This window comes from Rahnella laticis, from assembly GCF_015644585.1.
In the GTDB taxonomy this organism is placed as follows: Bacteria; Pseudomonadota; Gammaproteobacteria; order Enterobacterales; family Enterobacteriaceae; genus Rahnella; species Rahnella laticis.
On the sequence record NZ_JADOBI010000011.1, the window covers coordinates 144,069 to 170,578 of the forward strand.

At 53.4% G+C, this 26,510-nt stretch carries 26 protein-coding genes and 1 pseudogene; 22 read left to right on the forward strand and 5 right to left on the reverse strand.

All coding sequences use genetic code 11. From position 1 onward, the window contains the following. Positions 1–93 precede the first annotated feature (93 nt). The 3 genes from pfkB to IV433_RS20895 all read left to right on the forward strand — a co-directional run bounded on the left by pfkB (position 94) and on the right by IV433_RS20895 (position 2,651). On the forward strand, positions 94–1,038 hold the full coding sequence (gene pfkB / locus IV433_RS20885) for a 6-phosphofructokinase II (protein WP_195815780.1): 945 nt from the start codon (positions 94–96) through the stop codon (positions 1,036–1,038). A gap of 159 nt (positions 1,039–1,197) precedes the next feature. Next, positions 1,198–1,638, forward strand: a complete 441-nt coding sequence (locus IV433_RS20890; RefSeq protein WP_152324873.1) for a DUF1198 domain-containing protein — start codon at positions 1,198–1,200, stop codon at positions 1,636–1,638. A gap of 125 nt (positions 1,639–1,763) precedes the next feature. After that, positions 1,764–2,651 (forward strand): AraC family transcriptional regulator, encoded by an 888-nt coding sequence (locus IV433_RS20895; protein ID WP_195815688.1) that lies wholly within the window; start codon positions 1,764–1,766, stop codon positions 2,649–2,651. A gap of 62 nt (positions 2,652–2,713) precedes the next feature. Here IV433_RS20895 and IV433_RS20900 read toward each other — a convergent pair whose 3' ends face one another. Further along, entirely contained in the window at positions 2,714–3,049 is a 336-nt protein-coding gene (locus IV433_RS20900) for a DUF2002 family protein (RefSeq protein WP_152324871.1), read from the reverse strand. A gap of 126 nt (positions 3,050–3,175) precedes the next feature. Next, positions 3,176–4,372, reverse strand: a complete 1,197-nt coding sequence (locus IV433_RS20905) for an MFS transporter (protein ID WP_195815687.1) — start codon at positions 4,370–4,372, stop codon at positions 3,176–3,178. Positions 4,373–4,673: 301 nt separating this feature from the next. On the opposite strand from IV433_RS20905, the gene IV433_RS20910 reads away from it, so the two are divergent. Next, positions 4,674–4,970, forward strand: coding sequence for a DUF883 family protein (locus tag IV433_RS20910; protein WP_152324869.1), 297 nt, complete (start codon positions 4,674–4,676; stop codon positions 4,968–4,970). A gap of 117 nt (positions 4,971–5,087) precedes the next feature. Here the strand turns inward: IV433_RS20910 and pdxR are convergent, their stop codons facing one another. Beyond that, positions 5,088–6,581, reverse strand: a complete 1,494-nt coding sequence (pdxR, locus tag IV433_RS20915; protein WP_195815686.1) for a MocR-like pyridoxine biosynthesis transcription factor PdxR — start codon at positions 6,579–6,581, stop codon at positions 5,088–5,090. A 119-nt stretch (positions 6,582–6,700) separates the two neighbouring features. On the opposite strand from pdxR, the gene IV433_RS20920 reads away from it, so the two are divergent. The 6 genes from IV433_RS20920 (at position 6,701) to mgrA (ending at position 12,465) form a co-directional block, all read left to right on the forward strand. Continuing rightward, the gene (locus IV433_RS20920) at positions 6,701–7,132 is read left to right on the forward strand and encodes a carboxymuconolactone decarboxylase family protein (protein ID WP_195815685.1); all 432 of its coding nucleotides are present in this window, start codon (positions 6,701–6,703) and stop codon (positions 7,130–7,132) included. A gap of 290 nt (positions 7,133–7,422) precedes the next feature. Then, positions 7,423–7,662, forward strand: coding sequence for a glutaredoxin-like protein NrdH (nrdH, locus tag IV433_RS20925; RefSeq protein ID WP_195815684.1), 240 nt, complete (start codon positions 7,423–7,425; stop codon positions 7,660–7,662). Between the two features lie 10 nt (positions 7,663–7,672). Beyond that, positions 7,673–8,077, forward strand: a complete 405-nt coding sequence (gene nrdI, locus IV433_RS20930; RefSeq protein ID WP_195815683.1) for a class Ib ribonucleoside-diphosphate reductase assembly flavoprotein NrdI — start codon at positions 7,673–7,675, stop codon at positions 8,075–8,077. Then, on the forward strand, positions 8,059–10,221 hold the full coding sequence (nrdE, locus tag IV433_RS20935) for a class 1b ribonucleoside-diphosphate reductase subunit alpha (protein WP_195815682.1): 2,163 nt from the start codon (positions 8,059–8,061) through the stop codon (positions 10,219–10,221). Before nrdI ends, nrdE begins: the two co-directional genes overlap by 19 nt. Before the next feature lie 20 nt (positions 10,222–10,241). Further along, positions 10,242–11,225, forward strand: coding sequence for a class 1b ribonucleoside-diphosphate reductase subunit beta (nrdF, locus tag IV433_RS20940; RefSeq protein ID WP_013574094.1), 984 nt, complete (start codon positions 10,242–10,244; stop codon positions 11,223–11,225). A 199-nt stretch (positions 11,226–11,424) separates the two neighbouring features. Further along, positions 11,425–12,465: an L-glyceraldehyde 3-phosphate reductase gene (gene mgrA / locus IV433_RS20945; RefSeq protein WP_195815681.1), complete on the forward strand. Its 1,041-nt coding sequence runs from the start codon at positions 11,425–11,427 to the stop codon at positions 12,463–12,465. Positions 12,466–12,528: 63 nt separating this feature from the next. Here mgrA and IV433_RS20950 read toward each other — a convergent pair whose 3' ends face one another. Both IV433_RS20950 and IV433_RS20955 read right to left on the reverse strand, forming a co-directional pair. After that, positions 12,529–13,089 carry an NlpC/P60 family protein gene (locus IV433_RS20950; protein WP_195815680.1) on the reverse strand — a complete coding sequence of 187 codons (561 nt, stop codon included), beginning with the start codon at positions 13,087–13,089 and terminating at the stop codon, positions 12,529–12,531. A 190-nt stretch (positions 13,090–13,279) separates the two neighbouring features. Next, entirely contained in the window at positions 13,280–14,635 is a 1,356-nt protein-coding gene (locus IV433_RS20955; RefSeq protein ID WP_195815679.1) for a 2-hydroxycarboxylate transporter family protein, read from the reverse strand. Between the two features lie 319 nt (positions 14,636–14,954). Here IV433_RS20955 and IV433_RS20960 point away from each other — a divergent pair, with 319 nt between their 5' ends. The 12 genes and pseudogenes from IV433_RS20960 (at position 14,955) to mprA (ending at position 26,488) form a co-directional block, all read left to right on the forward strand. Then, positions 14,955–16,607, forward strand: coding sequence for an ATP-binding protein (locus IV433_RS20960; protein WP_195815678.1), 1,653 nt, complete (start codon positions 14,955–14,957; stop codon positions 16,605–16,607). Further along, on the forward strand, positions 16,600–17,313 hold the full coding sequence (locus IV433_RS20965) for a response regulator (RefSeq protein WP_195815677.1): 714 nt from the start codon (positions 16,600–16,602) through the stop codon (positions 17,311–17,313). The genes IV433_RS20960 and IV433_RS20965 overlap by 8 nt, the downstream gene beginning before the upstream one ends. Positions 17,314–17,902: 589 nt before the next feature. Next, positions 17,903–19,099, forward strand: a complete 1,197-nt coding sequence (gene proV, locus IV433_RS20970) for a glycine betaine/L-proline ABC transporter ATP-binding protein ProV (RefSeq protein WP_195815676.1) — start codon at positions 17,903–17,905, stop codon at positions 19,097–19,099. Further along, complete coding sequence (proW, locus tag IV433_RS20975; RefSeq protein ID WP_195815675.1) at positions 19,096–20,292, forward strand: glycine betaine/L-proline ABC transporter permease ProW; 1,197 nt, start codon at positions 19,096–19,098, stop codon at positions 20,290–20,292. The genes proV and proW overlap by 4 nt, the downstream gene beginning before the upstream one ends. Before the next feature lie 104 nt (positions 20,293–20,396). Next, positions 20,397–21,401, forward strand: coding sequence for a glycine betaine/L-proline ABC transporter substrate-binding protein ProX (proX, locus tag IV433_RS20980; protein WP_195815674.1), 1,005 nt, complete (start codon positions 20,397–20,399; stop codon positions 21,399–21,401). Positions 21,402–21,425: 24 nt separating this feature from the next. After that, entirely contained in the window at positions 21,426–22,421 is a 996-nt protein-coding gene (gene proX / locus IV433_RS20985) for a glycine betaine/L-proline ABC transporter substrate-binding protein ProX (protein ID WP_195815673.1), read from the forward strand. 114 nt (positions 22,422–22,535) lie between these two features. Then, a pseudogene (locus tag IV433_RS20990) lies at positions 22,536–22,718 on the forward strand (type II toxin-antitoxin system HicA family toxin). Positions 22,719–22,739: 21 nt separating this feature from the next. After that, complete coding sequence (locus IV433_RS20995; RefSeq protein WP_195815672.1) at positions 22,740–23,171, forward strand: type II toxin-antitoxin system HicB family antitoxin; 432 nt, start codon at positions 22,740–22,742, stop codon at positions 23,169–23,171. Positions 23,172–23,339: 168 nt separating this feature from the next. After that, entirely contained in the window at positions 23,340–24,524 is a 1,185-nt protein-coding gene (locus tag IV433_RS21000) for an MFS transporter (RefSeq protein ID WP_195815671.1), read from the forward strand. Positions 24,525–24,699: 175 nt separating this feature from the next. Continuing rightward, the gene (locus tag IV433_RS21005; RefSeq protein WP_195815670.1) at positions 24,700–25,461 is read left to right on the forward strand and encodes an AzlC family ABC transporter permease; all 762 of its coding nucleotides are present in this window, start codon (positions 24,700–24,702) and stop codon (positions 25,459–25,461) included. Beyond that, on the forward strand, positions 25,451–25,792 hold the full coding sequence (gene ygaH, locus IV433_RS21010; RefSeq protein WP_195815669.1) for an L-valine transporter subunit YgaH: 342 nt from the start codon (positions 25,451–25,453) through the stop codon (positions 25,790–25,792). The genes IV433_RS21005 and ygaH overlap by 11 nt, the downstream gene beginning before the upstream one ends. Before the next feature lie 174 nt (positions 25,793–25,966). Continuing rightward, positions 25,967–26,488, forward strand: coding sequence for a transcriptional repressor MprA (mprA, locus tag IV433_RS21015; protein WP_152324850.1), 522 nt, complete (start codon positions 25,967–25,969; stop codon positions 26,486–26,488). The last annotated feature ends 22 nt before the right edge of the window (positions 26,489–26,510 follow it).

A 26,510-nucleotide genomic window follows, 5' to 3' on the forward strand; every position in this document is an offset into this window, starting at 1 on the left:
TTGATCTCGCTTACTAAATACGCAATCAGAGGCTGCAAAATCAGATCAGGATGCTAATCTCAGGGGAGTTTTTGGAAAACTGAGGGAACGATGATGACCAAAATTTTTACGCTGACTCTGGCACCTTCACTCGACAGTGCCACACTGACACCCAAGATTTATCCCGAAGGGAAACTGCGTTGTACCGCGCCGGTCTTTGAGCCGGGCGGAGGCGGCATTAACGTTGCCCGCGCCATTGTCCACCTCGGCGGGCAGGCGACGGCGCTGTTCCCGATTGGCGGCCCGACCGGGGAGCATCTGAAGCAGTTACTTCTTGATGAAGGGATCGCCACCGAAACAGTTGAAACCCAGGACTGGACGCGGCAAAACCTGCATGTTCATACCGAAAATACCGGTGAGCAATACCGGTTTGTCATGCCCGGTGCGCGGCTGACGGAATCTGAATTCGCCAGCCTGAGTGAAAAAATTGAAAATATTCCTGCCGGTTCAATTCTGGTGATCAGCGGTAGCTTGCCACCCGGTACGCACATTAACGCGCTCACCGATCTTATCCGCAAAGCGCAGGACGCCGGTTTGCGCTGCATTCTCGACAGTTCCGGTGATGCACTGGCTGCGGGCCTGAAACTGGGCGGTCTGGCGCTGGTGAAACCAAACCAGAATGAGCTTTCTGCGCTGGTCGGGCGGCCTCTGGAAAATCCGGGCGACGTGCTGACCGCGGCGCAGAAAATTATCCGCGAAGGCGGAGCCGAGCGCGTCGTGGTTTCACTCGGGCCGCAGGGTGCACTGGCCGTTGATGCGCAAGGTGCATTCCAGGTGGTTCCGCCGCCGGTGAAAAAAATGAGTACCGTCGGTGCGGGTGACAGCATGGTGGGCGCGATGACGCTCAAACTCGCCGCCGGTGCTGATCTGCACGACATCGTGCGCTTCGGTGTTGCTGCGGGCAGCGCAGCGACGCTGAACATCGGCACGCGGTTGTGTTCGGATAAAGATACCCAGCAGATTTATCAGTATTTATGCCAGCAAACATTGGCACATTAATGCCCTGAATACGTTCCGCGAGGTCTCCCGGCGTCGCGGAGCGTAAATTCTTTGTCACACCTTCACGTATTTCCTTTCATTAGCAGATAAACTCGCAGCATCGGGTGTTGCATGCACCTTTCACATCACGCCAGAAAAGGCCGGAGGCCAGAGTCCAGAATGATATGGATTATGCTTGCTGCAATTGTTGTGGTTTTTATTGTGGGTTATTGGTTTATGACGGCAGACACCCGTAAAGCGAACGCTTCTCTCGCCAGTCTGTTGAAAATTAAGCCGGTTTACATTGATTCAATGCTGCTGGAAATGGGCAAAAGACAGAGCCAGATGTTTATCCGCTCCATCAGCGGTGGCTATGCTGAAGAGATCCGCAAAGCGGCCTACGTTGTTTTTATTTATCAGACATTTATCAAAGATGCTTCGCCGGAAAATATTGTCCGCTGGCGGAACATTCTGGTGCGCGCGCACCTGCCGCCGCAGCTCAGCAGTGAGCACGCCGAACTGGCGCTGTTCTACTTTGCTGAACTGGACATCGAGCCTTTTGAACTGGCGCAGTTTCGTCGCGATTACAACGAAACCTACAATCAGATCCATCTGGTCTGATGTTCAGAAGTGTTTCACCCATGGCCCTGGCGGGGCCATTTTTTTTGCCTTAACGATGAAAGAGCAATCTCAGTCAGGAAAGCCCGCGGCAACCCGTGCAAAGTAAGTGCCTTGAAGGAGCGGAAATGAATCACGAGAAAACTCATCTTTATCAGCGGCGTTTTCAGCAGGTGTTTGCTTATATAGAGGCGCATCTGGACAGCCCGATGACGGTTGAACAGTTAAGTGAAGTGGCCTGCTTTTCGCAGTTTCACTTTCACCGCCAGTTCAGCCAGTTTTGCGGCGTCAGCGTCAGCCGTTATATCACGCTGATGCGGCTGAAAAGAGCCTCTTTCCGGCTGGTGCAAAACCCGCAGGAGAAGATCATTGAGATTGCGTTTGATGCCGGATTTGAAAATCCGGAGTCGTTTTCCCGCGCCTTCAGGAACACTTTCGGCCTGACGCCCAGCGAGTTCCGCAAAGCTCCCGTCTGGGTTGACTGGCATGTGCATTTTCAATTTCCCGGCAGGGAAAATCAGCAGAGGCTGGAAAATATGGATGTGAAAATTATTGAGGTTGCGCCAGTGAGCATTGCGGTGCTGGAGCATCGCGGTGATCCGATGACGGTGAACAATACCGTCGCGAAATTCATTGAATGGCGAAAAGCGTCGGGGCTGTCAGATTACACCGTGCGCGGGACATACGGTATTCCCTACAACGATCCGCTGGTGACGCCGGGTGAAGATTTTCGCTTTGACGTTTGCGGGGAGTTAAACCCAGAATCGGGCGGGCGTGTGCCCGAAAATCCACAAGGCGTGGTGGCGAAAAGCCTGCCGGGCGGGCGTTGCGCCGTGATCCGGCACGTCGGGGCATATGACCGCATCAGCGACAGCGTGTATTACCTTTACCGGGAATGGTTGCCGCAAAGCGGAGAGGAATTACGGGATTTTCCGGTGTATTTCCGCTATCTGCATCTTGATCAGGAATTACCGGAACATGCGCAGCAAACCGATATTTTGCTGCCGTTGAAATAAGGAAAGGAACATCAGGCAGCGCTGCCCCGGCTGATACTGAACGGCAGCGCTGTTTTCCCGGATTATCTGAACACGTTATCCAGATAACTGGCCAGGATCTGCCGCGAGCTGAAACCGTGGCAGATGCCGTAATACGTTTCGTTGTCGCTCGAGACATCCAGAGGGAAGTTTTTATACGCATCACTGCTGCGAAACGACGCCGTCGGTTCGGCAAAACGTTCGCTGCGCTCTTTCAGCGCCGGGTGTATTACCAGGGCAGTCCGGCCAAACCGCGCTTCCCGGTTTACATACACATAGTGTTCGCCACGGCGATAACCGTAAGCTTTATCATCAATATAATCGCGTTCAAATCCGGATGTTTCTAAAACGCGTGCCACTTCATCTGGCCGTAAATACATGGTTGCTCCTCGCTTCTTTAACCGCAAGGCGACCTTACCGCAATAACTCTGCCAAACAATGCCTAAATCCTGAGTTTTGGCGTATTTAGGATTTATCTAAACCTCAAAACCCTGCTCTGTAAAAGGCTATTCGGCGGGCTTTTGCGTGGCGGTTTGCATCCATAATTTGAGGGTGAGCAGCCACGCCACTACCACCATAAAGGCCGCCGCCAGATAAATAGAAGGCGTGCCGAGATGGGAAATAATCAGGCCGGCAACCGGCCCGGTGATGCCCAATCCGAGATCCAAAAACGCGGAATACAGCCCCAGCGCCGTGCCCTGATTCTGCGGCGGAACTTGTTTCACCGCCTCGACCCCCAGCGCCGGGAAAACCAGTGAAAAACCCGAACCGGTGAGGAACGCACCAAGCTGAACAGACAGCGGATCGTGCCCCTGCCAGATCATCAGTAAGCCTGCGATTTCAAAGACGAAAGACACCAGCGAAACCCGCAGGCCGCCAAAGCGGTTGATCATGTTGCCGAAAACCAGACGCGCACCGACAAACCCGAGGCTGAATAATGTGAGAGTAAACGCCGCGCCGCTCCAGCCTTTGTCCGCGTAATAGAGCGTGATAAAGGTGGCGATAACGCCGAATCCGATGGTGCCAAAACCGAGCCCGAGGCCGTAAAGCCAGATGCGCCCGACCACCGCCTTGAAGGCAATGCGTTTACCGGCGGTGACAGAAATCGCGGCTTTCAGACAGGCCAGAACGGCGGCAATGGCGGCGGCAACCACAATCAGCACGGCCACGCCCATCAGGCCAAACGCATGATTGAGCATGACGCCGAGCGGCGCACCCACGGCCATCGCGCCGTAGGTCGCAACGCCGTTCCATGAAATCACCCGTGCGGTGTGCTTCGCGCCCACCGCACCAATGCCCCACAGCGTGGTGCCGGTGCTGCCAAAGCTTTCGCCGACACCGAGAAAAACGCGCGCCAGACACAGTAAAAGCAGGCTCGCCAACGGCCAGTCCGTCAGAAAGAACGCCGCAGCGTAAAAAACGCCGCTCATTGCGCAGCAAATCAGACCGAAAATCACCACCCGTTTTGGCCCCAGAAGATCGGCATAGCGCCCGGCGTGCGGACGGCTGATCAGGGTCGAAAAATACTGAACACTGATGACCAGACCGGCCAGCACGGAGTTATACCCCAGCGTGTTATGCACAAAACCTGGCAATACCGCGAGCGGCAAACCGATGGTCAGATAGACGACGAAAGTAAACAGCATGAACGACAGAATGCGTTTATTGAGCATTGCGTTAGAGCGAAACGTACTTAAAGACATGGGCAGAACCGGGATGAAAAGCTGCGAGTGGAATCAATAGCATAAACAGGTTTCGGGGAGGATCAAATGTAAAACGGCGCAAAAAATGTTATTGGCTGTAACGCTCAAAAGCATTTGCAGAGAAATCTGAGCCGCGTCACGCAAAGCCGCGCCCCGCCTGATTTCTCCTGACAGCCACATGGCCTGAAAACACCCCGGATCATAGCCCGATGTTCTCAAAGAACCATCCGGTACAACATTTTGGTCTATGCTTTAGTCATCAGCAAAACGAAAGCTAAAGTTCACAACAAGGAGAGACAGAATGGCTAAAAAATCAGAACAGACAATTGATCAGGACGTAACCCTGCTGGCTGACACGCTGGATGAAGTGCTTCAGTCTGCCGGAAATAAATCCAAGGACGAACTGGATAAACTCCGCAGCAAAGCTGAAGGCGTGTTACGCGATGCCCGTTCACGTTTCAACGGTGAAACACTGACGAAGCATGCCCGTGACGCCGCCGCGTCAGCGAACGACTACGTAAAAGATAACCCATGGTATGGCGTGGGTGCCGGTGCAGCTATCGGTATTGTTATCGGTGTCCTGCTGGGACGTCGGTAACGCAAGAGGCAATTTGCGGTGTTTCATTCCTGTGTCGGGATTATCTGAAACACCCGTGTGGCTCCCTCATTGCCGCGCGATTGCTAAAAAGATGACGGAGCCCTCGGGCTCCGTTTTCTATTTTGTGGATGATGGCTTTGAAAATGTTGGTGCCGCGGCGACGGAAGCGGAAACAATCTGCGCCAGCCGCACCACCAGCTTTTCAGCCATGTCCTGCGAGCTGATATTGGGAAAGCCCATCAGTAAACCGTTAGGCCGCAGCGCATCTTCAGTTTCGCGGTGCTGAACCTGCCAGTCAGAAAGCGCCTGCACCGCCAGTCCCTGTTCCCGCGCATTTTTGGCAATCAGTGCGTCATCAAGTTTGCGGCTGAGCGTTGCGCAAAGCTGGATCCCGCCAGCCTGCTGATTAACCTGTAATACGTCCGGTGAAAATGCCGCTGTCAGTGCCTGTTCCAGATAACCGCGCCGTTCGGCGTAAAGCTGGCGCATCCGTTTCAGATGCCGGTAAAAATGCCCCTGATCGATAAACTCGGTGATGCTCGCCTGAATCAGCGGCGGCGTGCCACAGATCCGCAGCGGGCAATAGGCCTCGATTTTTTCCACCAGACTTTCCGGCACCACGACATAGCCGCAACGCAGCGCCGGAAACATGACTTTGCTGAATGTCCCGGCATAAATCACGCGTCCCTGCGTATCGAGACTTTTCAGCGACGGTAACGGCTGACCGTGATAGCGGAACTCGCTGTCGTAATCATCTTCGATAATCCACGCCTGTTGTTTTGCAGCCCAGTCCAGCAGCGCCATGCGCCGCGAGAGGCTCATTGTCACGCCAAGCGGGCTTTGATGGGCAGGCGTTACCACGGCAAATCGTGCGTGCGGATTGTTCGCCACGGCCTGCGGAACGTTCATGCCTTCCTCATCGACATTCACCGCAACCGGCACGGCACCGGCGGCGCGGAAAAATGCCTGCGTGACCGGATAGCCTGGATCTTCCAGCCAGACGCCGTCGCCCGGTTGCAGCAGGCTGCCTATTATCAGATCCAGCACCGGCGCATAACCGCCACAGATAAAAATTTGTTCGGGACGGCAGGTAAAGCCACGGGAAAGCTGAAGGTATCGCGCCACCGACGCCCGCAGTGCGTCAATGCCGGTCAGCGGCGGATGGCCCAGATCGCTCATCGCGGTATGGCGACCCTGACGAGCCACAATGCGCGACCAGATTGCACGTGGAAAAGCATCGAGCGCAGGCAACCCAAGCTGGAAAGGTAACGACGAGACGGAAGGCAGCATCGGGTTAATCGGTTTGCGCGGAGCGGATTTCGCGGCTGGCGACGGCGCAGGCGCGGATAAACTGTCCGGCGCGCTGACCACCGTTCCCGCCTGCCCGCGGCTTTGCAGAAACCCCTCCGCCGTCAGCAGGCCGTAGGCGTTTTCGACGGTCGCACGCGCCACGCCCAGCTCACTGGCCAGTGCGCGCACGGAAGGCACGCGGCTGCCGCGCCTGAGTTGCCCTTCCATGATCGCCCGTTTGACACGCTGATAAATCTGGCGGTAAAGCGGTTCTTTGTGTTGCGGATCGAGGGAAAAAACGAGGCTGAAGCGGCTCATCATGACCTGCTTAAAGAGAGTTTTTATGGCCCTGTAGTATAGACCATATACTGCGTAAAGTAGCCGTCATTGAGATGCACGGCGCATCCATTTGTCACCCAATTTCACCACAGGAAATCACCATGAATACGCTTCGTTTGCCTTACTACTCTCTGTCTTCTTCCGTCATGGAACCCATGAAAGCCGCGCTCGGCGCACTGGAAAACGGCCCGCTGGATAACGTGATTATCGAGCTGGCGTTCCTGCGCGTTTCACAAATCAACGGCTGCGCGTATTGCCTGGATATGCATTCCAAAGCGCTGCGCAAAATGGACGTGAATCAGACCAAACTGGATCAGCTGGCGGGATGGCAGGTCAGCCATGCGTATTCTGAGCGCGAACGTGCCGCTCTGGCCTGGTCAGAATCGCTGACGCTGATTGCCGCCACCGGCGCACCGGACAGCGCGTTTGAACCGCTGAAAGCACATTTCAGCGATGTGGAAATTTCAGAACTGACTTTTGCAATCGGCCTGATGAATGCGTTTAACCGTCTGGCTGTGGGTATGCGCCAGTAAGTTTCACACTTTGTGCAGTGCATTTTTTAAACACATCTCTGCTCGAAAATCAGAACCAAAAAAGTTTCTCCCCGCCAGCCCGCTTCCTGCGGGCTTTGTCGTTTTTGCAATAAGCATTTTTAGAAAATCTACATATTGTGTGGTTGAAAATTATAATCACCACATCTAGTATTCAATGCATCGGGACGCCACGATGGCACCGAATCTCGCGCCTCTTCCCGGCTGAAGCAGTGGCACAGCGGGTGAGGCAAAAATTGTCTCTGATTTCTTACTAGATGGAAATACGAATCATGAGCATTATTATTTACAGTAAACCAGACTGTGTCCAGTGCAACGCGACGTACCGTGCATTAGATAAACAAGGCATCGCTTATGAAGTGGTCGATTTGACTCAGGATGAGCAGGCGCTCTGGCAGATTCGTGCGATGGGGTATCAGCAGGTTCCGGTGATTGTGGCCGGCGACGACCACTGGTCTGGTTTCCGTCCGGACAAAATCTCCGCCCTGCGTCAGCTGCAAACCGCCTTCTGAGGCCTGACGGATGCATCCGTTAGTGTATTTCTCCAGTTCTTCGGAAAACACTCACCGTTTTGTCGGCAAGCTGGATTTGCCGGCAATTCGCATTCCGATTGGCGGAGCAGGCGCAAAACTGCGTGTCGATGAACCCTATATTTTGCTGGTCCCGAGCTACGGCGGCGGTTCGGCAAAAGGTGCGGTGCCCACGCAGGTGATCCGATTCCTCAATGACGAACATAACCGTTCGTTGATCCGCGGTGTTATCGCCGCTGGCAACACCAACTTCGGCGCAGCGTATTGCATTGCCGGCGACATTATTTCCCAGAAGTGTCAGGTCCCTTACCTGTACCGTTTTGAGTTGCTGGGAACGCCGGAAGACGTTGCAAAGGTTAAACAGGGAGTAACAGAATTTTGGCAGCGACAGAACTAGCAATCACCGACCCCGGCACCCGCAGCCCGGACTATCACGCGCTTAACGCGATGCTGAATCTGTTCGACGCTAACGGCCAGATCCAGTTTGATAAAGACCGCCTGGCCGCGCGCCATTACTTCCTGCAGCACGTCAATCAGAACACGGTTTTCTTCCACAATCTGGCGGAGAAACTGCGTTATCTGGTGGAAGAAGGCTATTACGAAGCCGACGTGCTGAACCTTTACGAATTCGAAGATATCAAGCGTCTTTTCAAACGGGCTTACGCCCATAAATTCCGCTTCCAGACCTTTCTGGGCGCGTTCAAGTATTACACCAGCTACACGCTGAAAACTTTCGACGGCAAGCGCTATCTCGAGCGTTACGAAGACCGCGTGTGTATGGTCGCGATGACGCTGGCGCGCGGGGATATTCAGCTCGCCGGGCAGTTTGTCGATGAAATTATTTCCGGCCGCTTCCAGCCTGCCACGCCAACTTTCCTGAACTGCGGCAAGAAACAGCGCGGCGAGCTGGTGTCGTGTTTCCTGTTGCGCATCGAAGACAACATGGAATCTATTGGCCGTTCGGTGAACTCGGCACTGCAATTGTCAAAACGCGGCGGCGGCGTGGCGTTTATGCTGACCAATATCCGCGAAGTCGGCGCGCCCATTAAGCGCATCGAAAATCAGTCTTCCGGCGTGATCCCCATCATGAAAATGCTGGAAGATGCGTTCTCATACGCCAATCAGCTCGGCGCGCGTCAGGGCGCAGGCGCGGTGTATCTGAACGCGCATCACCCGGACATTCTGCGGTTCCTCGATACCAAACGTGAAAACGCCGACGAAAAAATCCGTATCAAAACGCTGTCTCTTGGCGTGGTCATTCCGGATATCACGTTCGAGCTGGCGAAAAACAACGAAGATATGTACCTGTTCTCGCCGTATCACGTCGAGAAAGTTTACGGCGTGCCGATGTCCGAAATCAGCATCACCGAGAAATACCGCGAGATGGTGAATGACAAACGCATTCACAAAAGCAAAATCAACGCGCGCGAATTCTTCCAGGTACTGGCGGAAATTCAGTTTGAATCCGGCTATCCGTACATGATGTTTGAGGACACGGTAAACCGCGCCAATCCGATCAAAGGTCGCATCAATATGAGCAACCTGTGTTCGGAGATTTTGCAGGTGAACTCGCCGACGGTGTACGGCGAAGACCTGTCTTATCAGGAAGTTGGCAAAGACATTTCCTGTAACCTCGGCTCACTGAATATCGCCTCGGCGATGGATTCCCCGGACTTCGGGAATACGGTGGAAATGGCGGTTCGCGCACTGACGGCGGTATCGGATATGAGCAATATCCGCTCGGTACCGTCTATCGATCAGGGAAATCAGGATTCCCACGCCATCGGCCTCGGGCAGATGAATCTGCACGGTTATCTGTGCCGCGAGCGGATTTATTACGGCTCGGAGGAAGGGCTGGATTTCACCAATATCTATTTCTGCACCGTCGCTTTCCATGCGATCCGTGCCTCGAACCAGATTGCCATCGAACGTCAGCAATCCTTCAAAGGGTTTGCCGATTCGACCTACGCCAGCGGCGCCTATTTTGATAAATACGTCGATGACGCGCTGGCCACGAAATGGCAGCCGAAAACTGCGCGCGTTCGTGAGCTGTTTGCAGACAGCGGCATTCACATTCCGACGCTTGCAGACTGGGCGGAGCTGAAAGCCTCGGTAATGCAGCACGGCTTGTATAACCAGAACTTACAGGCGGTGCCACCGACCGGTTCGATTTCTTACATCAATAATTCGACGTCAAGTATTCACCCTATCGTGTCCCGCGTGGAAATCCGCAAAGAGGGCAAGATTGGCCGTGTGTATTATCCGGCGGCGTTTATGACCAACGACAATCTGGATTACTACCAGGATGCGTACGAAATCGGCCCGGAAAAAATTATTGATACCTACGCCGAAGCCACGCAGCACGTCGATCAGGGGCTGTCGCTGACGCTGTTCTTCCGCGATACCGCCACCACGCGCGACATCAACAAAGCGCAGATCTACGCGTGGCGTAAAGGCATCAAAACCATTTATTACATCCGTCTGCGTCAGATGGCGCTGGAAGGCACCGAAGTTCAGGGCTGCGTTTCCTGCACGCTGTAACCGATTGAAAGGACTTAAAGATGAGCGCAGTAAAACAATTGTTAGTGCCGCAGCCGGTCAGTAAAGCGATCAACTGGAACAAAATCCAGGACGATAAAGATCTGGAAGTCTGGAACCGTCTGACGTCCAACTTCTGGCTGCCGGAAAAAGTGCCGTTATCCAACGATATTCCGTCCTGGGCGACGCTGAGTGCGAAAGAGAAACAGCTGACGATCCGCGTATTTACCGGCCTGACGCTGCTTGATACCGTGCAAAACGTGGTCGGAGCACCGACGCTGATGAAAGACGCCGTGACGCCGCACGAAGAAGCGGTTTACTCGAATATCTGCTTTATGGAAGCGGTGCATGCGCGTTCTTACAGCTCGATTTTCTCGACGCTGTGCGCCACCGTGGACGTGGATGAAGCCTATCGCTGGAGCGAGGAAAACGTCGCACTGCAAAATAAAGCCGCGATCATTTTGTCGTATTACGACGGCGAAGATCCGCTGATGAAGAAAGTCGCCAGCGTGTTCCTCGAATCGTTCCTGTTCTATTCCGGTTTTTATCTGCCAATGTACTGGTCGAGCCGCGCCAAACTGACCAATACCGCGGATCTGATCCGCCTGATCATTCGCGACGAAGCGGTCCACGGGTACTACATCGGCTATAAATTCCAGAAAGCACTGGCGCTGGAAAGTGAAGAACGTCAGCGGCAGATCAAAGAGCAGGCGTTTGATCTGATTCAGGATTTATACGACAACGAGATCCGCTACACCGAAGAATTGTACGACGGCGTAGGCTGGAGCGAAGATGTGAAGAAATTCCTGCACTACAACGCTAACAAAGCGCTGATGAATCTCGGCTACGAAGCGCTGTTCCCGGCCAGCATGGCAGACGTCAATCCGGCGATCCTATCGGCATTATCGCCAAACGCCGACGAAAACCACGACTTCTTCTCAGGATCCGGCTCTTCCTACGTGATCGGTAAAGCGGTCAACACCGAAGACGAGGACTGGGATTTCTGATGTTGCTGTAATTTCTTCAGGGGTTACAATAGAAACAGTGTTTCAAAAATAACCCTACTTCCTCTAAATAGTTCGAGTGGCAGGAAGGCGGCAATTTTACTCATCCCGGGAGCATAGTGAACTATGTGACCGGGGTGAGTGAGCGCAGCCAACGCATCTGCAACTTGAAATATGACGAGGAAACAAAGAAGGAAACATCATGCTTTACGCTGCCTCACCTTCACGCTATGAAACCATGCAATTCCGCCGCTGCGGTCAGAGTGGTTTAAAACTCCCTGCACTTTCTCTCGGTTTATGGCACAGCTTCGGCCATGTCAGCCCGCTGGGATCCCAGCGCGCCCTGCTGCAAAAAGCCTTTGATTTAGGCATCACGCATTTCGATCTGGCGAATAACTACGGGCCACCTCCGGGTTCCGCCGAAGAGAATTTTGGCAAGTTGCTGCGTCAGGATTTTTCGTCTTACCGCGATGAGCTGATTATCTCCACCAAAGCCGGTTACGACATGTGGCCCGGCCCTTACGGCTCCGGCGGCTCGCGCAAATATCTGCTGGCAAGTCTGGATCAAAGCCTGCAACGCATGGGGCTGGATTACGTCGATATCTTCTATTCCCACCGCGTGGATGAAGAAACGCCAATGGAAGAAACCGCCGCCGCGCTGGCTTACGCCGTGCAAAGCGGTAAGGCGCTGTATGTCGGGATTTCGTCTTATTCGCCGGAACGTACGCAGAAAATGGCGGAACTGCTGCGCGAGCTGAAAGTGCCGCTGCTAATCCACCAGCCGTCTTACAATCTGCTGAACCGCTGGGTGGATAAAAGCGGCCTGCTGGATACGCTGAAACAAAACGGCGCGGGCTGCATCGCGTTCACGCCGCTGGCTCAGGGGCTGCTGACCGGTAAGTATCTGAACGGGATCCCGGACGGTTCGCGCATGCAGGTGGAAGGCAATAAAGTGCGCGGGCTGAATGAAAAAATGCTGACGGATGAAAACCTCAACAGCCTGCGTTTGCTCAATGAAATGGCGCACAAGCGCGGCCAGAGCATGGCGCAGATGGCGTTAAGCTGGTTGTTGAAAGACGATCGCGTGACGTCCGTGCTGATTGGCGCCAGCCGTCCTGAACAGCTTGAAGAAAACGTCAGGGCGCTGGAAAACCTGCGCTTCACCGCCGAAGAGCTGGCGGCGATTGATCAGCATGTCTCAGACGGTCAGTTAAATCTGTGGCAGGCATCATCAGATAAATAAGCGGATAAATAATCAGTCCTTAAAGGGCGGAGAGTATTAATCCGCCTTTTTAATAAATAAGTGTTAACTCATTAATTCCAGACGTCGCGCTGTTTCATAATGATTGACCCAGTACTGATTATCCAGTGACGATATTGTCACTCCTTCAATTTTAGAAGCATGAATAAACTGATTATCGCCAATATAAACACCTACATGGCGGTCGGCCTCTGTCGTTTTAAAAAAGACTAAATCGCCGGGCTGAAGGTTATCTTTATTCACCTTTTTGCCATTTTTAATTTGTTCAAACGTCGTGCGTGGCAACGGATGATGCAGGGAATCATTGAACAGGTGCTGCATCAGCGCTGAGCAGTCCACGCCTTTGTGTGTCGTGCCGCCCAGATGATACTGAGTGCCTTTCCAGTGGGAATACTGGGATAATAATGCTGTTTTAATTTCGTCAGGATTGCCATTATCACCGGATAAAGGCGCTTCGTTATGTAATTTAAAAATTTCTTTATGGGAATAATTCTTTTTCCCGAGTGACGTGAATTCCTTTGGCAATTCGAAGGCAAAGGAATTAATGCTAAAGAAAGAAGAGATTATCAGTAATAAAAAATAAACCGGGGTTTTAATACGAAACATGCGAACGTTCTTTTTTCAGAAATAGATTTCATCCTTACCTGTAGACCAGCGTACGGGGCGGGTGACTCGTCGTTGAGTGCGCAAATAATAACCGATGAGCAAAAAATAACCACCAGAAAACGAGTCCAAAAAAAGACTTTCTAATTTTTGCCTTTTTGCCCCCTTTACCGGAAAAGGGGGCGGAAGGAACTCAGGAGAAGAACTTCGCCAGCACGAAAAGCCCGACGGAAACGTTGATCGCACCGCCGATGCGGGTGGCGATTTGGGCGAAAGGCATCAGCGTCATGCGGTTGCCGGAGGTCAGAATGGCCACGTCGCCGGTCCCGCCCTGCCCGCTCTGGCAACAGGAAACAATCGCGACATCAATCGGATGCATACCGATTTTTTTTCCGACGTAAAAACCGGTGCCGACCAGCGCCAGCACGGTGTTGACGATCACCAGCAGATTTTGCACGGTAAACGCGTTGATCAGCTCCTGCCACGGCGTAATCGCCACGCCAACGGCAAACAGCACCGGATAGGTGACGGCCGTGCGGAAGAATTTATACACCGTCATCGAACCGTGCTGGATAGTCGGCGAAATGCCGTTCGCCAGTTTCACCAGCACCGCGGCAAACAACATCCCGACCGGCGCAGGCAGGCCAATCCATTTTTGCCCGAGCATCCCGACCATATACAGAAGGATCGCCAGCAGCGCGCCGCAAGCCAGGGCATTCACGCCGGGATTGCCCTGAAACTCATCGGTTCCGCTGCCAATATTGCCTTCTTTGGCTGGCATCAGCGAACCTTCGCCGGTCAGATGCGGATAACGTTTTCCGAGCTGATTCAGTACGCCCGCCAGCACAATTGCCGTCAGACCACCCAGCATAACTATCGGCAGGATCCGCCCGAGCGCCACGCCTTGCTCCATATGCAGAATGGTCGCGTAGCCCATCGACAGCGGGATCGCGCCTTCGCCGACCCCACCGGCCATGATCGGCAGGATCAGGAAGAAGAAGGTTTGCATCGGCGGTAAACCCAGCGCGGTACCCATCGCCATTCCGGCGATCATCCCGACGATTTCACCGCACAGCATCGGCACGAAGATCCGCATAAAGCCCTGGATCAGCACCTGACGGTTCATGCTCATAATGCTGCCGACAATAATGCAGCAAATGTAGAGATAGAGGATGTTGGTGGATTTGTAGAATTTAACCGTGGAATCAACCACGACGTCCGGCAGCAGGCCGTAATGCACCATCGCGGATGGAATAAAGGTGGCGCAAATCGCCGCCGCACCGAGTTTGCCGACCACCGGCAGACGTTTTCCGAATTCCCCGCAGGCAAAGCCGAAGAACGCCAGCGTCGCGACCATCACCACGATATCGCTGGGCAGTTTGCCGTTCAGGCAATCGAGCAGGATCAGCACGCCCGCCAGCAGGAAAAACGGCAGCGGGATAATCCCTATCTTGTAGTTATCCAGAATGTGCCACCATTTTTGCCGGGCAGACATACCGGAAGTTTTTGTTTCTTTGACAGCGATGTAGGAATCGTCGGTTGTGCTCATGACATTGCCTCTTTCTTGGTAATACTTTTCTTATTGATGGTCTGAGCATATGAAAATGGCCGGTCGGGCGGATGTGAGGTTGTTCAAATTAAAACCGCAGGGATAAAGGTTGTTATGGTGTTTATGGAGTTAATGCGTCCAAATTTATAAGGATTATCAGATAAGTAGTAAAACCCGCAATTACCCCTGCAATCATTGCGTGAATTACATTCTATTTATCTTCTTCGTTCACAACTTCGCTTATGCCAGATTACGGCGGCGTTTTCGCCGTGATAGGCTTATTCGATGTGTGTGTCAGGGCTGGCTTTTGGCGGGATGTATGAAATTAAGATTACCTTTTCAGGTAAAGCTCTTTTTATCTCTGGTGGTATTTTCCTGCCTGTTGCTGGCGCTGCTGGGCGCTATTTTGTTTCATATCATCGACCGCCAGCTGCATCACGATCTGGGGCAACGCGCCAGAGTTCAGGCCAGCGAAATCGCGCTGATGCCGGGGCTGGCGGAGAAAGTTGCCCGTCGCGATGTGCCGGGAATTGCCCGTCTTATCCAGCCGTTACGCGATAAGAGTGATGCCAGTTATATCGTGATTGGTGACGTCCGCGAGCGGCATCTTTATCACTCGGAATCCCCGGAAAGAATAGATCTGCCGATGATTGGCGGCGATAACGCGGAGGTGCTGGCCGGGAAAACCATTATATCGGTGCGTCAGGGCGGCATCGGCGTTTCATTACGCAGCAAAGCGCCGATACTCGACGAAAATAACCAGGTCATCGGCATTGTGTCGGTCGGCTATCTCACGTCTTACATCGACAATATTAATGGTCACCGCCTGGCGCAGGCCGGTTTATACGGTCTTCTTCTTTTATTACTGCTGTTTATTTTCTCGTGGATGTTTACCCGCAACGTCAAAAAACAGATGTTCTGGCTCGAACCCAAGGATATTGCGCTGCTGGTTCGCCAGCAAAAAGCGTTGCTGGAAGCCATGTACGAAGGCGTATTTGCGATTAATGCTGATAAGCAGCTGATTTCCATTAACCGCGCCGCCCGGGAGTTACTCGATATCCGTCAGCCGGAAAACGAGCTGATCGGCAAACCGCTGGAAGACGTGCTCCACACGCCACCCGCATTCTTTACGCAAAGCGGCATTCAGGACAATAACAGCCGCCATGATCAGATAACCGTGCTCAACCAGCGTCAGGTGATCATGAACCGCGTGCCGATTGAGCTGGAGCCGGGCAAAGAGAGCGGATGGGTATTCAGCTTTCGCGATAAAAATGACATTAATACGCTGAGCAGCCAGCTGAGCCAGGTGAAACGCTACGCCGATAGTCTGCGCATCATGCGCCATGAACAGCTGAACTGGACGGCGACGCTGGCTGGTTTACTGCAAATGCAGCGTTATGATGACGCGATGCATTACATTCAGGCGCAGTCGGAAGGTGCGCAGGCGGTACTGGATTTCGTGTCGGCACGCTTCACGTCGCCTGCCCTTTGCGGGCTGCTGCTGGGAAAATTCGTCAGTGCGCGCGAGAAAGGCGTGGAGCTGATGTTTGACCCGGCCTGCCAGTTAATCCGTATTCCGCCGGTCATCGGCGAAACCGAGCTGATGTCAGTGATCGGCAATCTGCTTGATAACGCCGTGGACGCCACGCTGAAAGCCGGCGCACCGATTTCGCCGGTAGAATTGTATATTTCAGACAGGAACCGCGAGCTGCTGATTGAGGTGGCCGATCGCGGTGGCGGCGTCGATGACGCCCTGAAGCCGAATCTGTTTGAGCAGGGCGTCACCTCAAAGCCTTCCGGCGGCGATGAGATGACCGGCGCCGAACACGGCATCGGGCTTTATCTGGTGGCCGGTTACGTCCGTCAGGCGGGCGGCAGCATCGAAATCTCAGACAATGCGCCTCAGGGTACGATATTTTCAGTGTTTATCCCGTATCCGTCAGAGAGGTCAACAGGACAGCAACATGAATAACAGCAGCGCACTCGATGTCGTGATTGTGGAAGACGAGCCGCACCTTGCCGGTCTGCACCGTGATTTTATCGAGCAAAACTTTAACCTGCGCGTGGTCGGGATTGCCGCCACGCTGGAACAGGCCCGTTCGTTATTGCGGCTGCATCAGCCGAGGCTGGTGCTGCTGGATAATTACCTGCCAGACGGCCAGGGCGTGGATCTGATTGACAGCCCGCTGCTTAAAAGCTTCGACTGTTCGGTGATTTTCATTACCGCAGCCAGCGATATGCAAACGTGCAGCCACGCCATGCGCAGCGGCGCGTTTGACTACATTATTAAGCCGGTGTCGTTTCACCGCCTGCGCAGCTCGCTCGAGCGATTCATGCAACTGGTGCAAACCCTGCGCAATGTAAAAGTGGTCGATCAGCGGGCGCTGGACAAACTGTTTAACCTCCCCGCCAGCGACACGCCGCCAGCCCCTTCTGCGAAAGGGATTGAGCCGAATACGCTCGAACTGGTTCAGCGGGTTTTCACCGCAAAACCCGACGTCAGCTGGTCGGTTGAACAGGTGGTTGAAGAGGTTGGGATCAGCAAAACCACCGGCCGCCGGTATCTGGAATATTGTGTGGAAATGGGCTTTATCGGCGTCGAGATGCAGTACGGAAATATCGGCCATCCAAGGCGTCTGTACCGGAAAATAGTGACTGAGGAAAAATCCTCCTCCTGAACCCGAATTATGGCGTTCTGCCCCTCTGAATTTCGCCTTCACGGCCAGCGGTTCCGCTGGCCAAATTCCCACATTTCACCCCGCACAGTGCGATTATTTCCACAAATATTCACCTTTCAGACAACCGGTAAATACGGGGCTTTCAGTGCAAGCTGAAATCACTATTTACACATTGCAAATCCCGCCATGAAATTTGCATTAAATCCGCCTGCACCACACTATTTAAACCATCAAAAACCACACAAAACAAGAAGTCATTAATCCATTCAAAATCAATGCTTTAATTATATATTCTGCAAAATGCACGCATCAAATAATTAGGTGTACAACAATAATTACAGCGCCATTGAAATTGTCATTAAATGTCAACCCGAGCTGACGTAAATTAGACGCGCACAATACATAAAAATACGCCACCAGAAACACAACCATGAATATTCATGAGAAACATTGAGACTTGTCTCAGAATTTTGGTGTGTTAGGGTATAAAGCGTTCACTATTTTGTAACAGGCAAAAAACTATACGTTTCAACAGAAAAATTAGACATCAAGCCGATACGGCTATTTATATCCAAGGAATGCATATTGCATGGCAATTAAAATCGAAGTAAAAAATCTTTATAAGGTGTTTGGCGAGAACCCGGATCGCGCTTTCAAGATGATTGACGCAGGCAAGGGTAAAGAAGAAATTTTTGAGAAAACCGGTCTGTCACTTGGCGTTAAAGATGCCAGTCTGGCCATTGAAGAAGGCGAGATTTTCGTCATCATGGGGTTATCCGGTTCCGGTAAATCCACCATGGTACGCCTTCTCAATCGTCTGATAGAGCCCACCCGCGGCGAAGTGCTGATTGACGGCGAAGACATCGCCAAAATCTCAGAATCAAAATTACGCCAGGTGCGTCGCAGTAAAATCAGTATGGTATTTCAGTCGTTTGCGCTGATGCCACACCTGACCGTGTTGAATAATACGGCGTTTGGTATGGAGCTGGCCGGTGTGCCGGTGGAAGAGCGAAATGCCAAAGCGCTGGATGCGCTGCGCCAGGTGGGGCTGGAAAACTATGCCAATTCTTATCCGGATGAATTGTCCGGGGGGATGCGCCAGCGCGTCGGCTTAGCTCGTGCGATGGCCAATAACCCTGATATTCTGCTGATGGATGAAGCCTTCTCGGCGCTCGATCCGTTAATCCGTACCGAAATGCAGGATGAGCTGGTAAAGCTGCAAGCGCAGCATCAGCGCACCATCGTGTTTATTTCCCATGACCTCGACGAAGCCATGCGCATCGGCGACCGCATTGCGATTATGCAGGGCGGCGAAGTGGTTCAGGTCGGTACGCCGGAAGATATCCTCAATAATCCGGCCAATGACTATGTCCGCACCTTCTTCCGTGGTGTCGATATCAGTCAGGTCTTCAGCGCCAAAGACATTGCCCGCCGTCGTGGCGCGCTCATTCGTAAAACCCCCGGTTTTGGTCCGCGTGCTGCGCTCAAGCTGCTCGAAGACGAAGACCGCGAATATGGTTATGTGCTGGAACGCGGACAGAAATTCATCGGCGTCGTGTCGATTGAATCCCTGAAAACCGCGCTGAAAGCTAATCAGCCGCTGGAAAGCGCACTGCTGGAATCTCCGGCACCGGTGCAGGCAGACATGCCGCTCAGCGAACTGATTTCTCATGTTGCCGCCGCGCCTTGCGCCGTACCGGTGATCAATGAGGACAATAACTATATCGGCATTATTTCCAAAGCCATGCTGCTTCAGGCTCTGGATAAAGAAGGGGGTAACGAATGAGCAACTCAACCATAAACCATACAGTTCTTCAGCACGCGCAGGCGGCTCAGGCTCAGCCACTGGATGCATCCGTTGATCCGTGGAGTGCCGATAACGCCAGCGGTGGCGTTGCGCCGCAGCCTGACGCAGCAGCCAGTTCCGCACCCGCCGATGCCGGTGGCGATCCGTGGGGCGGCAGCAGCGATGCCGCAACCAGCGCACCGGACACCACGCACCACGCCGCCGCACAGGCCAACGACTGGCTGAGCGTCGCACCGGAACAGCATCAGCATTTCAATATTCTGGATCCGTTTCACAGCACGCTGATCCCGCTCGACCACTGGGTAACCAACGGGATCGACTGGCTGGTTGGCAACTTCCGTCCGGTATTCCAGGGGATCCGCGTGCCGGTCGATTTCGTGCTGAGCGGTTTTCAAAGCGGGCTGGAATCACTACCCGCGCCCATTGCGATTCTGATTTTCGCCCTGCTCGCCTGGCAGATGGCGGGTTTAGGCATGGGTGCCGCCACGCTGGTTTCTCTGGTTCTGATCGGCGCAATCGGCGCGTGGTCACAGGCCATGGTGACGCTGGCGCTGGTTCTGACCTCGCTGTTCTTCTGTATTCTGATCGGTTTGCCGATGGGGATATGGCTGGCGCGCAGTCAGCGGGCGGCAAAAATTATCCGGCCTCTGCTCGATGCCATGCAGACCACTCCGGCGTTCGTGTATCTGGTGCCGATCGTGATGCTGTTTGGTATCGGTAACGTGCCGGGGGTTGTGGTCACCATTATCTTCGCCCTGCCACCGGTCGTGCGTCTGACGATTCTGGGGATCAACCAGGTACCGGAAGATCTGATCGAAGCCGCGAAATCCTTCGGATCCAGCCCAAGCCAGATGCTGTTTAAGGTTCAGCTTCCGCTGGCGATGCCGACCATCATGGCCGGTATTAATCAGACGCTGATGCTGGCGCTGTCGATGGTGGTTATCGCCTCGATGATCGCCGTCGGTGGTCTGGGTCAGATGGTTCTGCGCGGGATTGGCCGTCTGGATATGGGCCTCGCGTCGGTCGGTGGTGCGGGTATCGTTATTCTCGCCATCATCCTCGACCGCCTGACGCAGTCTATGGGCCGCGACAGCCGCAGCAAAGGCGGCCACCGCTGGTTCACCCGCGGACCGGTTGGTCTGGTGATGAAGCCTTTCGTCAAAAAAGCCTGATTCACACACTGCACTTTTCCCGGCGGTTCGCTGCCGGGAACTCTCAAAAGCTAAAACAACGCAGTCCACTCTTACGTATTCACCAGCAAGAATAAGGGTTCACCATGCGCACAACACAACTAAAAACACTCGTCCTCGCATTATCGATCGCCACACCCGCCGCTTTCGCCGCTGATTTACCGGGCAAAGGCGTGGTCGTGAAACCTCTGCAAAGCACCATTGCGGAAGAAACGTTCCAGACCGAACTGGTTAACCGCGCCCTGCAAAAACTGGGGTATGACGTTCAGCAAACCGGTGAAGTGGATTACAACGTCGCGTACACCGCCATCGCCAGCGGCGATTCGACGTACATGGCGGTGAACTGGGAACCGCTGCAAAAAGATATGTACAACGCCGCCGGTGGCGACCAGAAATTCTACCGTCAGGGCACCTATATCAGCGGCGCAGCGCAGGGTTATCTGATCGACAAAAAAACCGCCGACAAATACCACATTCACGATTTGTCGCAGCTGAAAGACCCTAAAATCGCCAGGCTGTTTGACGCCGACGGTGACGGCAAAGCCGATATGGCCGGCTGTAATCCGGGCTGGGTATGCGGCTCCGTCATCAATACGCAGATTAAAGCCTACGGCCTGAGCGACACCGTCACACAGAACGAAGGCAACTATTCGGCGATTATTGCCGATACGCTGACCCGCTATAAATCCGGCAAACCAGTGCTGTATTTCACCTGGACGCCTTACTGGGTGAGCAACGAGATGAAACCGGGCAAAGACGTGGTCTGGCTGACCGTGCCGTTCTCGGCCAATCCGGGCTCGCTGAAAGACATGGATACCACGCTGCCGAACGGCAAAAACTACGGTTTCCCGGTCAACAACGAACACATCGTGGCGAACAAAGCCTGGGCTGAGAAAAACCCGGCCGCCGCGAAACTGTTCGCCATCATGAAACTGCCGCTGGCGGACGTGAACGCGCAAAACCTGAAGATGCACGAAGGGGAATCCTCTTCTGATGATATCCAGCAGCACGTTGACGGCTGGATCAAAGCACACCAGGCCACGTTTGATGGCTGGATCAAAGAAGCGGCCGCCGCAGCCGCCACGAAATAACCGATGAAAATCTCAGAGGAATTTATGAAAAAGACAGGAATCTGGGCGGTTGCCGCCCTCACCACATTTGCCACAGCCACAACGTTCGCCGCCGATCTTCCGGGTAAAGGCGTCAGCGTGACACCGATTCAAAGCACCATCAGCGAAGAAACCTTCCAGACGGAGCTGGTGAATAAGGCGCTGGAAAAACTGGGCTACGACGTTCAGCCGACCCGTGAAGTGGATTACAACGTCGGCTACACCACCATTGCCGCCGGTGACGCCACGTTTACCGCCGTGAACTGGTCACCGCTGCATGATGAAATGTACAAAGCCGCCGGTGGCGATAAAGTTTTCTATCGTGAAGGGACGTATGTGACCGGCGCAGCGCAAGGCTGGCTTATCGATAAGAAAACCGCCGAGCAGTATCACATCACCAACATCGAACAGCTTAAAGATCCGAAACTTGCCAAGCTGTTTGATACCAACGGCGACGGCAAAGCTGATCTGACCGGTTGTACGCCGGGCTGGGGCTGTGAAGCCGCACTGAACGAACAGCTGAAAGCGTACGGTCTGGAAAAAACCGTGACACATAATCAGGGTAACTATTCCGCGATGATCGCCGACACCATTACGCGGTACAAAGAAGGCAAACCGATTTTCTATTACACCTGGACGCCTTACTGGGTCAGCAATGTGCTGATCCCGGGCAAAGATGTGTTGTGGATGCAGGTGCCGTTCTCCGTCGTGCCGGGTGATAAAAACGCCGATACCAAACTGCCAAACGGCAAGAACTACGGTTTCCCGGTGAGCACTATGCATATCGTGGCAAACAAAGCCTGGGCTGAGAAAAACCCGGCCGCCGCGAAGCTGTTTGCCATCATGAAATTACCGCTGAAAGACATCAATGCGCAGAATGCTGCGATGCACGCCGGTAAAAACTCGGATGCTGATATCGATGCGCAGACCGACGGCTGGATTAAAGCCCACCAGGAAGAGTTCGATGGCTGGGTGAAAGAAGCCGCTGCTGCCGCGAAGTAAGCGAAAAATAACGCAGTAAAACCCGCGGGCGGAGAGAAATCTCCGCCCGTTTTTTATGCTCAATTGCTGGTGTGTGTATTAGTGTGTATAACTACATATCATCAAGGAGAGCCCATGAAATCGACGGAATTGACTAAAGAGCTGCTTGCGGCGGGTTGTGAACTCAAGCGTCACCGGTGAGGAAGTCATCAGATTTGGTGGTCGCCCATCACCAACAAAACCTTTCCTGTTCCACACCCTAAGAATGATTTACCTATGGGAACTCTCAAATCCATTAAGAAAATGGCAGGGATATGATCCTGCAACGGGAGGTTGAACATGTTCTTTTCAGTCGGTCTTGAAACGCCTAAAGATGACAAAACAGCTTACGGCATGGTGGTGCCCGCATTCACCGCATTTGACTATGGATGCTTTTCCGCGGCGGATACGCGTGAAGAAATTGCGCCAATGGTGCGTGAGGCAATCCTGATGACGGTGGAGGATCTGCTCGAAAGCGAAAGATACGTAGTGGATGATATTTTCGATGCCGGGCATTTAGTCTATGCGGCCAATCCTGAGTATGCCGGCTTTGATACCTGGTTTCTGATTGACATCGATCTCTCAGAATTTGAAGGAAAAGCCCATCGCATTAATATTTCTCTGCCCGATACGCTGATCAAACGTATTGATAACAAAGTGAAAGAGCATCCTTCCTATCGCGATCGCAGCCATTTTCTGGCGATGGCGGCACGGAAAGAATTGCTGGCCTGAATACCTTGCAGCAGGAACATTCTCCTGCTGCATATCATCCTGTTTTTATGGCTATTACAAAACCCGATAGTTGCCATTAAAACTATTCATTGGTTTAATATTTCAACCAAAACGATAATCGTTTTTTCGCATTTCCCTGCCCTTCAATAAGATCCGTTGATTCTCATTATGAAAAAAACTACAACACATTCCCCGCTCAGCCCGGCGCTGATCATGCTGATGGCGGTGGCCACCGGGCTTGCCGTTGCCAGTAACTATTATCCTCAACCGCTGCTGGAAACCATTGCGCGTGCGTTCAGCCTTTCCGTTAATCAGGCCGGTTTTATCGTCACCGTCGCTCAGCTGGGTTATGCCTGCGGGCTGATGTTTATCGTTCCGCTGGGCGATATGTTTGAACGTCGTAACCTGATTGTGCTGATGACACTGCTTTCCGCCGCAGGGTTGCTGATCACTGCGATGGCACCGACGCTGACTATCATGCTGGTGGGGACGGCGCTGACCGGGCTGTTCTCGGTGGTGGCGCAGATTCTGGTGCCGCTGGCGGCGACGCTGGCTGAACCGGAACGGCGCGGCAAAGTGGTCGGGCTGATTATGTCCGGTCTGTTGCTGGGTATTCTGCTGGCCCGGACGGTTGCCGGTGCACTGGCGACACTCGGCGGCTGGCGGACGGTGTACTGGGTTGCCAGTGCGCTGATGATTATCATGGCACTGGTCTTGTGGCGCAAACTGCCCAAACATCAGCAGCATACGGATCTTAATTATCCGCAACTGCTCAAATCCATTTTCACCCTGTTTATCCACACGCCGGTTTTACGCACCCGCGCGCTGATTGGTATGTTCTGTTTTGCCAACTTCAGTATTTTGTGGACGTCGATGGCGTTCCTGCTGGCTGGCCCGGCGTATCACTATTCCGAAGGGGTGATTGGCCTGTTTGGTCTGGTCGGCGCAGCGGGCGCACTGGCGGCTACACGCGCCGGACATCTGGCCGACAAAGGCAAAGCGCATCTGACAACAACGGCGGGACTGGTGCTGCTTTTACTGTCCTGGGCGGCGATCGCTTACGGTCAGCATTCGGTGATCTCGCTGATCGTCGGCATCATCGTTTTGGACCTTTCGGTTCAGGGCGTGCACATCACCAACCAAAGTGTGATTTACAAATCGATGCCGGAAGCGCGTAACCGCCTGACTGCAGGCTACATGACAACGTACTTTATTGGCGGCGCGGTAGGGTCTCTGGTGTCGGCTTCGGCTTATCAAACCGCGGGCTGGTATGGGGTCTCGGTGGCAGGCACCATCATGTGCGTACTGAATTTACTGGTCTGGCTAAAAGGGTATAAACACAAGCTCGCCTGATAACGTACGAAATTACATCAGGAGGGAATCATCACCCCTCCTGATTAGCTTGCGAATAATCATATTGGAAATTTATTTGAACCAAAGGGTGTTAACAATACTTACAGTCTGGTAATGTTTACGCCATAAATTATTCGCCGGCATCCTCCCGGTTTTCACAATGTTTTAAATACCCATGCACAGCAACCCTGATCTCGAAGCGCCTGACCCCGTCCGCGTTTCCACTTTCGCACAAGGTATTACCGATAGCCTTCCTATCGTGATTGGTTATCTTCCTATCGCTTTTGCGTTCGGCCTCAGCGCAGTCAAACTCGGTTTCACGCCCGCTGAAAGTCTGCTGTTCTCCATACTTATCTATGCTGGCGCCAGTCAGTTTGTGATCACCGCGCTGCTCAGCGCCGGGATGTCTCTCTGGGTTTCCGCTCTTACCGTGATGGCCATGGACGTTCGCCATGTTCTCTACGGCCCTTCGCTGCGCAACCGTATTGCGGGAAAACTCAGCGGTAAAAAAACCGCACTCTGGGCGTTTGGCCTGACCGACGAAGTTTTTGCTGCCGCCACCGCCAAACTCGTCCGTGATAAACGCAGCTGGAGCGAGAACTGGATGTGTGGCATCGCGCTTTCTTCCTGGCTCTCGTGGGTTTTCGGCACCGCCGTCGGCGCACTTTTCGGCAATGGCCCGCTGGAAAATTACCCTGCCATTGAAGCCGCGCTCGGATTCATGCTGCCCGCCCTTTTCCTGAGTTTCCTGCTCGCCGCTTTTAAGCGCCAGCAAAGTAGGGTGTTTGTTGCCTCGCTGGCCGGTGCACTCAGCGGGCTGTTGTTCTGGTCGATTCCTGCCGCTATCGGATGCGGCCTCGGCGCCGGATGTCTGGCCGCCCTGCTGCAACCCGCAGCCTCAGCGAGCGCGACGGAGGTCACCCCGGATGAGCACTGATGTCATTCTGGTTTGCCTGCTGGTCGGCGCCGTCAATTACCTCTTTCGATATTTGCCACTGCGCATGGGCGCACGGCAGAAGTCGGGGACGCTGAAAAGCGGCCCGCTGTCCCGCGTGCTCGACAGCATCGGTATCGCCTCAATCTGTGCGTTACTGGTGGTGTCCAGCACCCCGGAAATTCTCCGCGACCAACAAAAACTGCTGCCTTCACTGGCCGGTTTTGTGCTGCTCGCACTGATTTTCTGGCGAACCAAAAGCATTATTATCGCAACACTGACGGGGGCCGTGGTCTACGGCCTGGTGTTCAAGGTAATGCTGCTGGCGGGCTGAGGTCGTTTTTTACCGTAAGGCAACAACCGGGCAAACTTTGCCGAATACTTTAAACATCGAATAATTCACTGGAGTTATGAAACACACTAATTGCTAAAGAATTGGTGATTCATGACATTGATATTATTAATTACCATCGTTACTATGTCATCTGTAACTAATGAGGCTTCTCATATGGACAGTTCGTTCGCGCCAATTGAACACATGTTAAATTTCCGGGCTAAAAAGCAAAAAGATTTCCCTTATCAGGAAATCCTGCTGACCCGCCTGTGTATGCACATGCAAAGTAAATTGCTGGAAAACCGCAATAAGATGCTGAAAGCGCAAGGCATCAACGAAACGCTGTTTATGGCCCTGATCACGCTTGATGCGCAGGAAAGCCACAGTATTCAGCCTTCGGAGCTAAGCTCAGCGCTGGGTTCTTCCCGCACCAATGCCACCCGTATTGCGGATGAATTGGAAAAACGCGGATGGATTGAACGTCGTGAGAGCGACAATGACCGCCGGTGTCTGCATTTGCACCTGACGGCCGATGGTGAAGCTTTTATCCAGAAGTTACTGCCGCCTCAACATAAGAGCCTGCATTTTCTCTGGTCAACCCTGGACGCAGATGAGCAGAAGCAGTTAGAAACCCTGACGCGCAAACTGTTAACTCGCCTTGATCAGATGGATGCGACAGCACTACAACAATTCTAAATTTCTGTTCAGGTAAACCACA

Bases quoted from the DNA above. Each gene is read 5' to 3' on its own strand.
- mprA (WP_152324850.1), top strand. From the start codon at position 25,967: ATGGACAGTTCGTTCGCGCCAATTGAACACATGTTAAATTTCCGGGCT.
- IV433_RS20995 (WP_195815672.1), top strand. From the start codon at position 22,740: ATGTTCTTTTCAGTCGGTCTTGAAACGCCTAAAGATGACAAAACAGCT.
- IV433_RS21000 (WP_195815671.1), top strand. From the start codon at position 23,340: ATGAAAAAAACTACAACACATTCCCCGCTCAGCCCGGCGCTGATCATG.
- proW (WP_195815675.1), top strand. From the start codon at position 19,096: ATGAGCAACTCAACCATAAACCATACAGTTCTTCAGCACGCGCAGGCG.
- IV433_RS20890 (WP_152324873.1), top strand. From the start codon at position 1,198: ATGATATGGATTATGCTTGCTGCAATTGTTGTGGTTTTTATTGTGGGT.
- IV433_RS20920 (WP_195815685.1), top strand. From the start codon at position 6,701: ATGAATACGCTTCGTTTGCCTTACTACTCTCTGTCTTCTTCCGTCATG.
- IV433_RS20950 (WP_195815680.1), bottom strand. From the start codon at position 13,089: ATGTTTCGTATTAAAACCCCGGTTTATTTTTTATTACTGATAATCTCT.
- IV433_RS20960 (WP_195815678.1), top strand. From the start codon at position 14,955: ATGAAATTAAGATTACCTTTTCAGGTAAAGCTCTTTTTATCTCTGGTG.
- pdxR (WP_195815686.1), bottom strand. From the start codon at position 6,581: ATGATGAGCCGCTTCAGCCTCGTTTTTTCCCTCGATCCGCAACACAAA.
- proX (WP_195815673.1), top strand. From the start codon at position 21,426: ATGAAAAAGACAGGAATCTGGGCGGTTGCCGCCCTCACCACATTTGCC.
- nrdI (WP_195815683.1), top strand. From the start codon at position 7,673: ATGCATCCGTTAGTGTATTTCTCCAGTTCTTCGGAAAACACTCACCGT.
- proX (WP_195815674.1), top strand. From the start codon at position 20,397: ATGCGCACAACACAACTAAAAACACTCGTCCTCGCATTATCGATCGCC.
- IV433_RS20905 (WP_195815687.1), bottom strand. From the start codon at position 4,372: ATGTCTTTAAGTACGTTTCGCTCTAACGCAATGCTCAATAAACGCATT.
- IV433_RS21005 (WP_195815670.1), top strand. From the start codon at position 24,700: ATGCACAGCAACCCTGATCTCGAAGCGCCTGACCCCGTCCGCGTTTCC.
- IV433_RS20895 (WP_195815688.1), top strand. From the start codon at position 1,764: ATGAATCACGAGAAAACTCATCTTTATCAGCGGCGTTTTCAGCAGGTG.
- nrdH (WP_195815684.1), top strand. From the start codon at position 7,423: ATGAGCATTATTATTTACAGTAAACCAGACTGTGTCCAGTGCAACGCG.
- mgrA (WP_195815681.1), top strand. From the start codon at position 11,425: ATGCTTTACGCTGCCTCACCTTCACGCTATGAAACCATGCAATTCCGC.
- proV (WP_195815676.1), top strand. From the start codon at position 17,903: ATGGCAATTAAAATCGAAGTAAAAAATCTTTATAAGGTGTTTGGCGAG.
- IV433_RS20900 (WP_152324871.1), bottom strand. From the start codon at position 3,049: ATGTATTTACGGCCAGATGAAGTGGCACGCGTTTTAGAAACATCCGGA.
- IV433_RS20955 (WP_195815679.1), bottom strand. From the start codon at position 14,635: ATGAGCACAACCGACGATTCCTACATCGCTGTCAAAGAAACAAAAACT.
- pfkB (WP_195815780.1), top strand. From the start codon at position 94: ATGACCAAAATTTTTACGCTGACTCTGGCACCTTCACTCGACAGTGCC.
- nrdF (WP_013574094.1), top strand. From the start codon at position 10,242: ATGAGCGCAGTAAAACAATTGTTAGTGCCGCAGCCGGTCAGTAAAGCG.
- IV433_RS20965 (WP_195815677.1), top strand. From the start codon at position 16,600: ATGAATAACAGCAGCGCACTCGATGTCGTGATTGTGGAAGACGAGCCG.
- ygaH (WP_195815669.1), top strand. From the start codon at position 25,451: ATGAGCACTGATGTCATTCTGGTTTGCCTGCTGGTCGGCGCCGTCAAT.
- IV433_RS20910 (WP_152324869.1), top strand. From the start codon at position 4,674: ATGGCTAAAAAATCAGAACAGACAATTGATCAGGACGTAACCCTGCTG.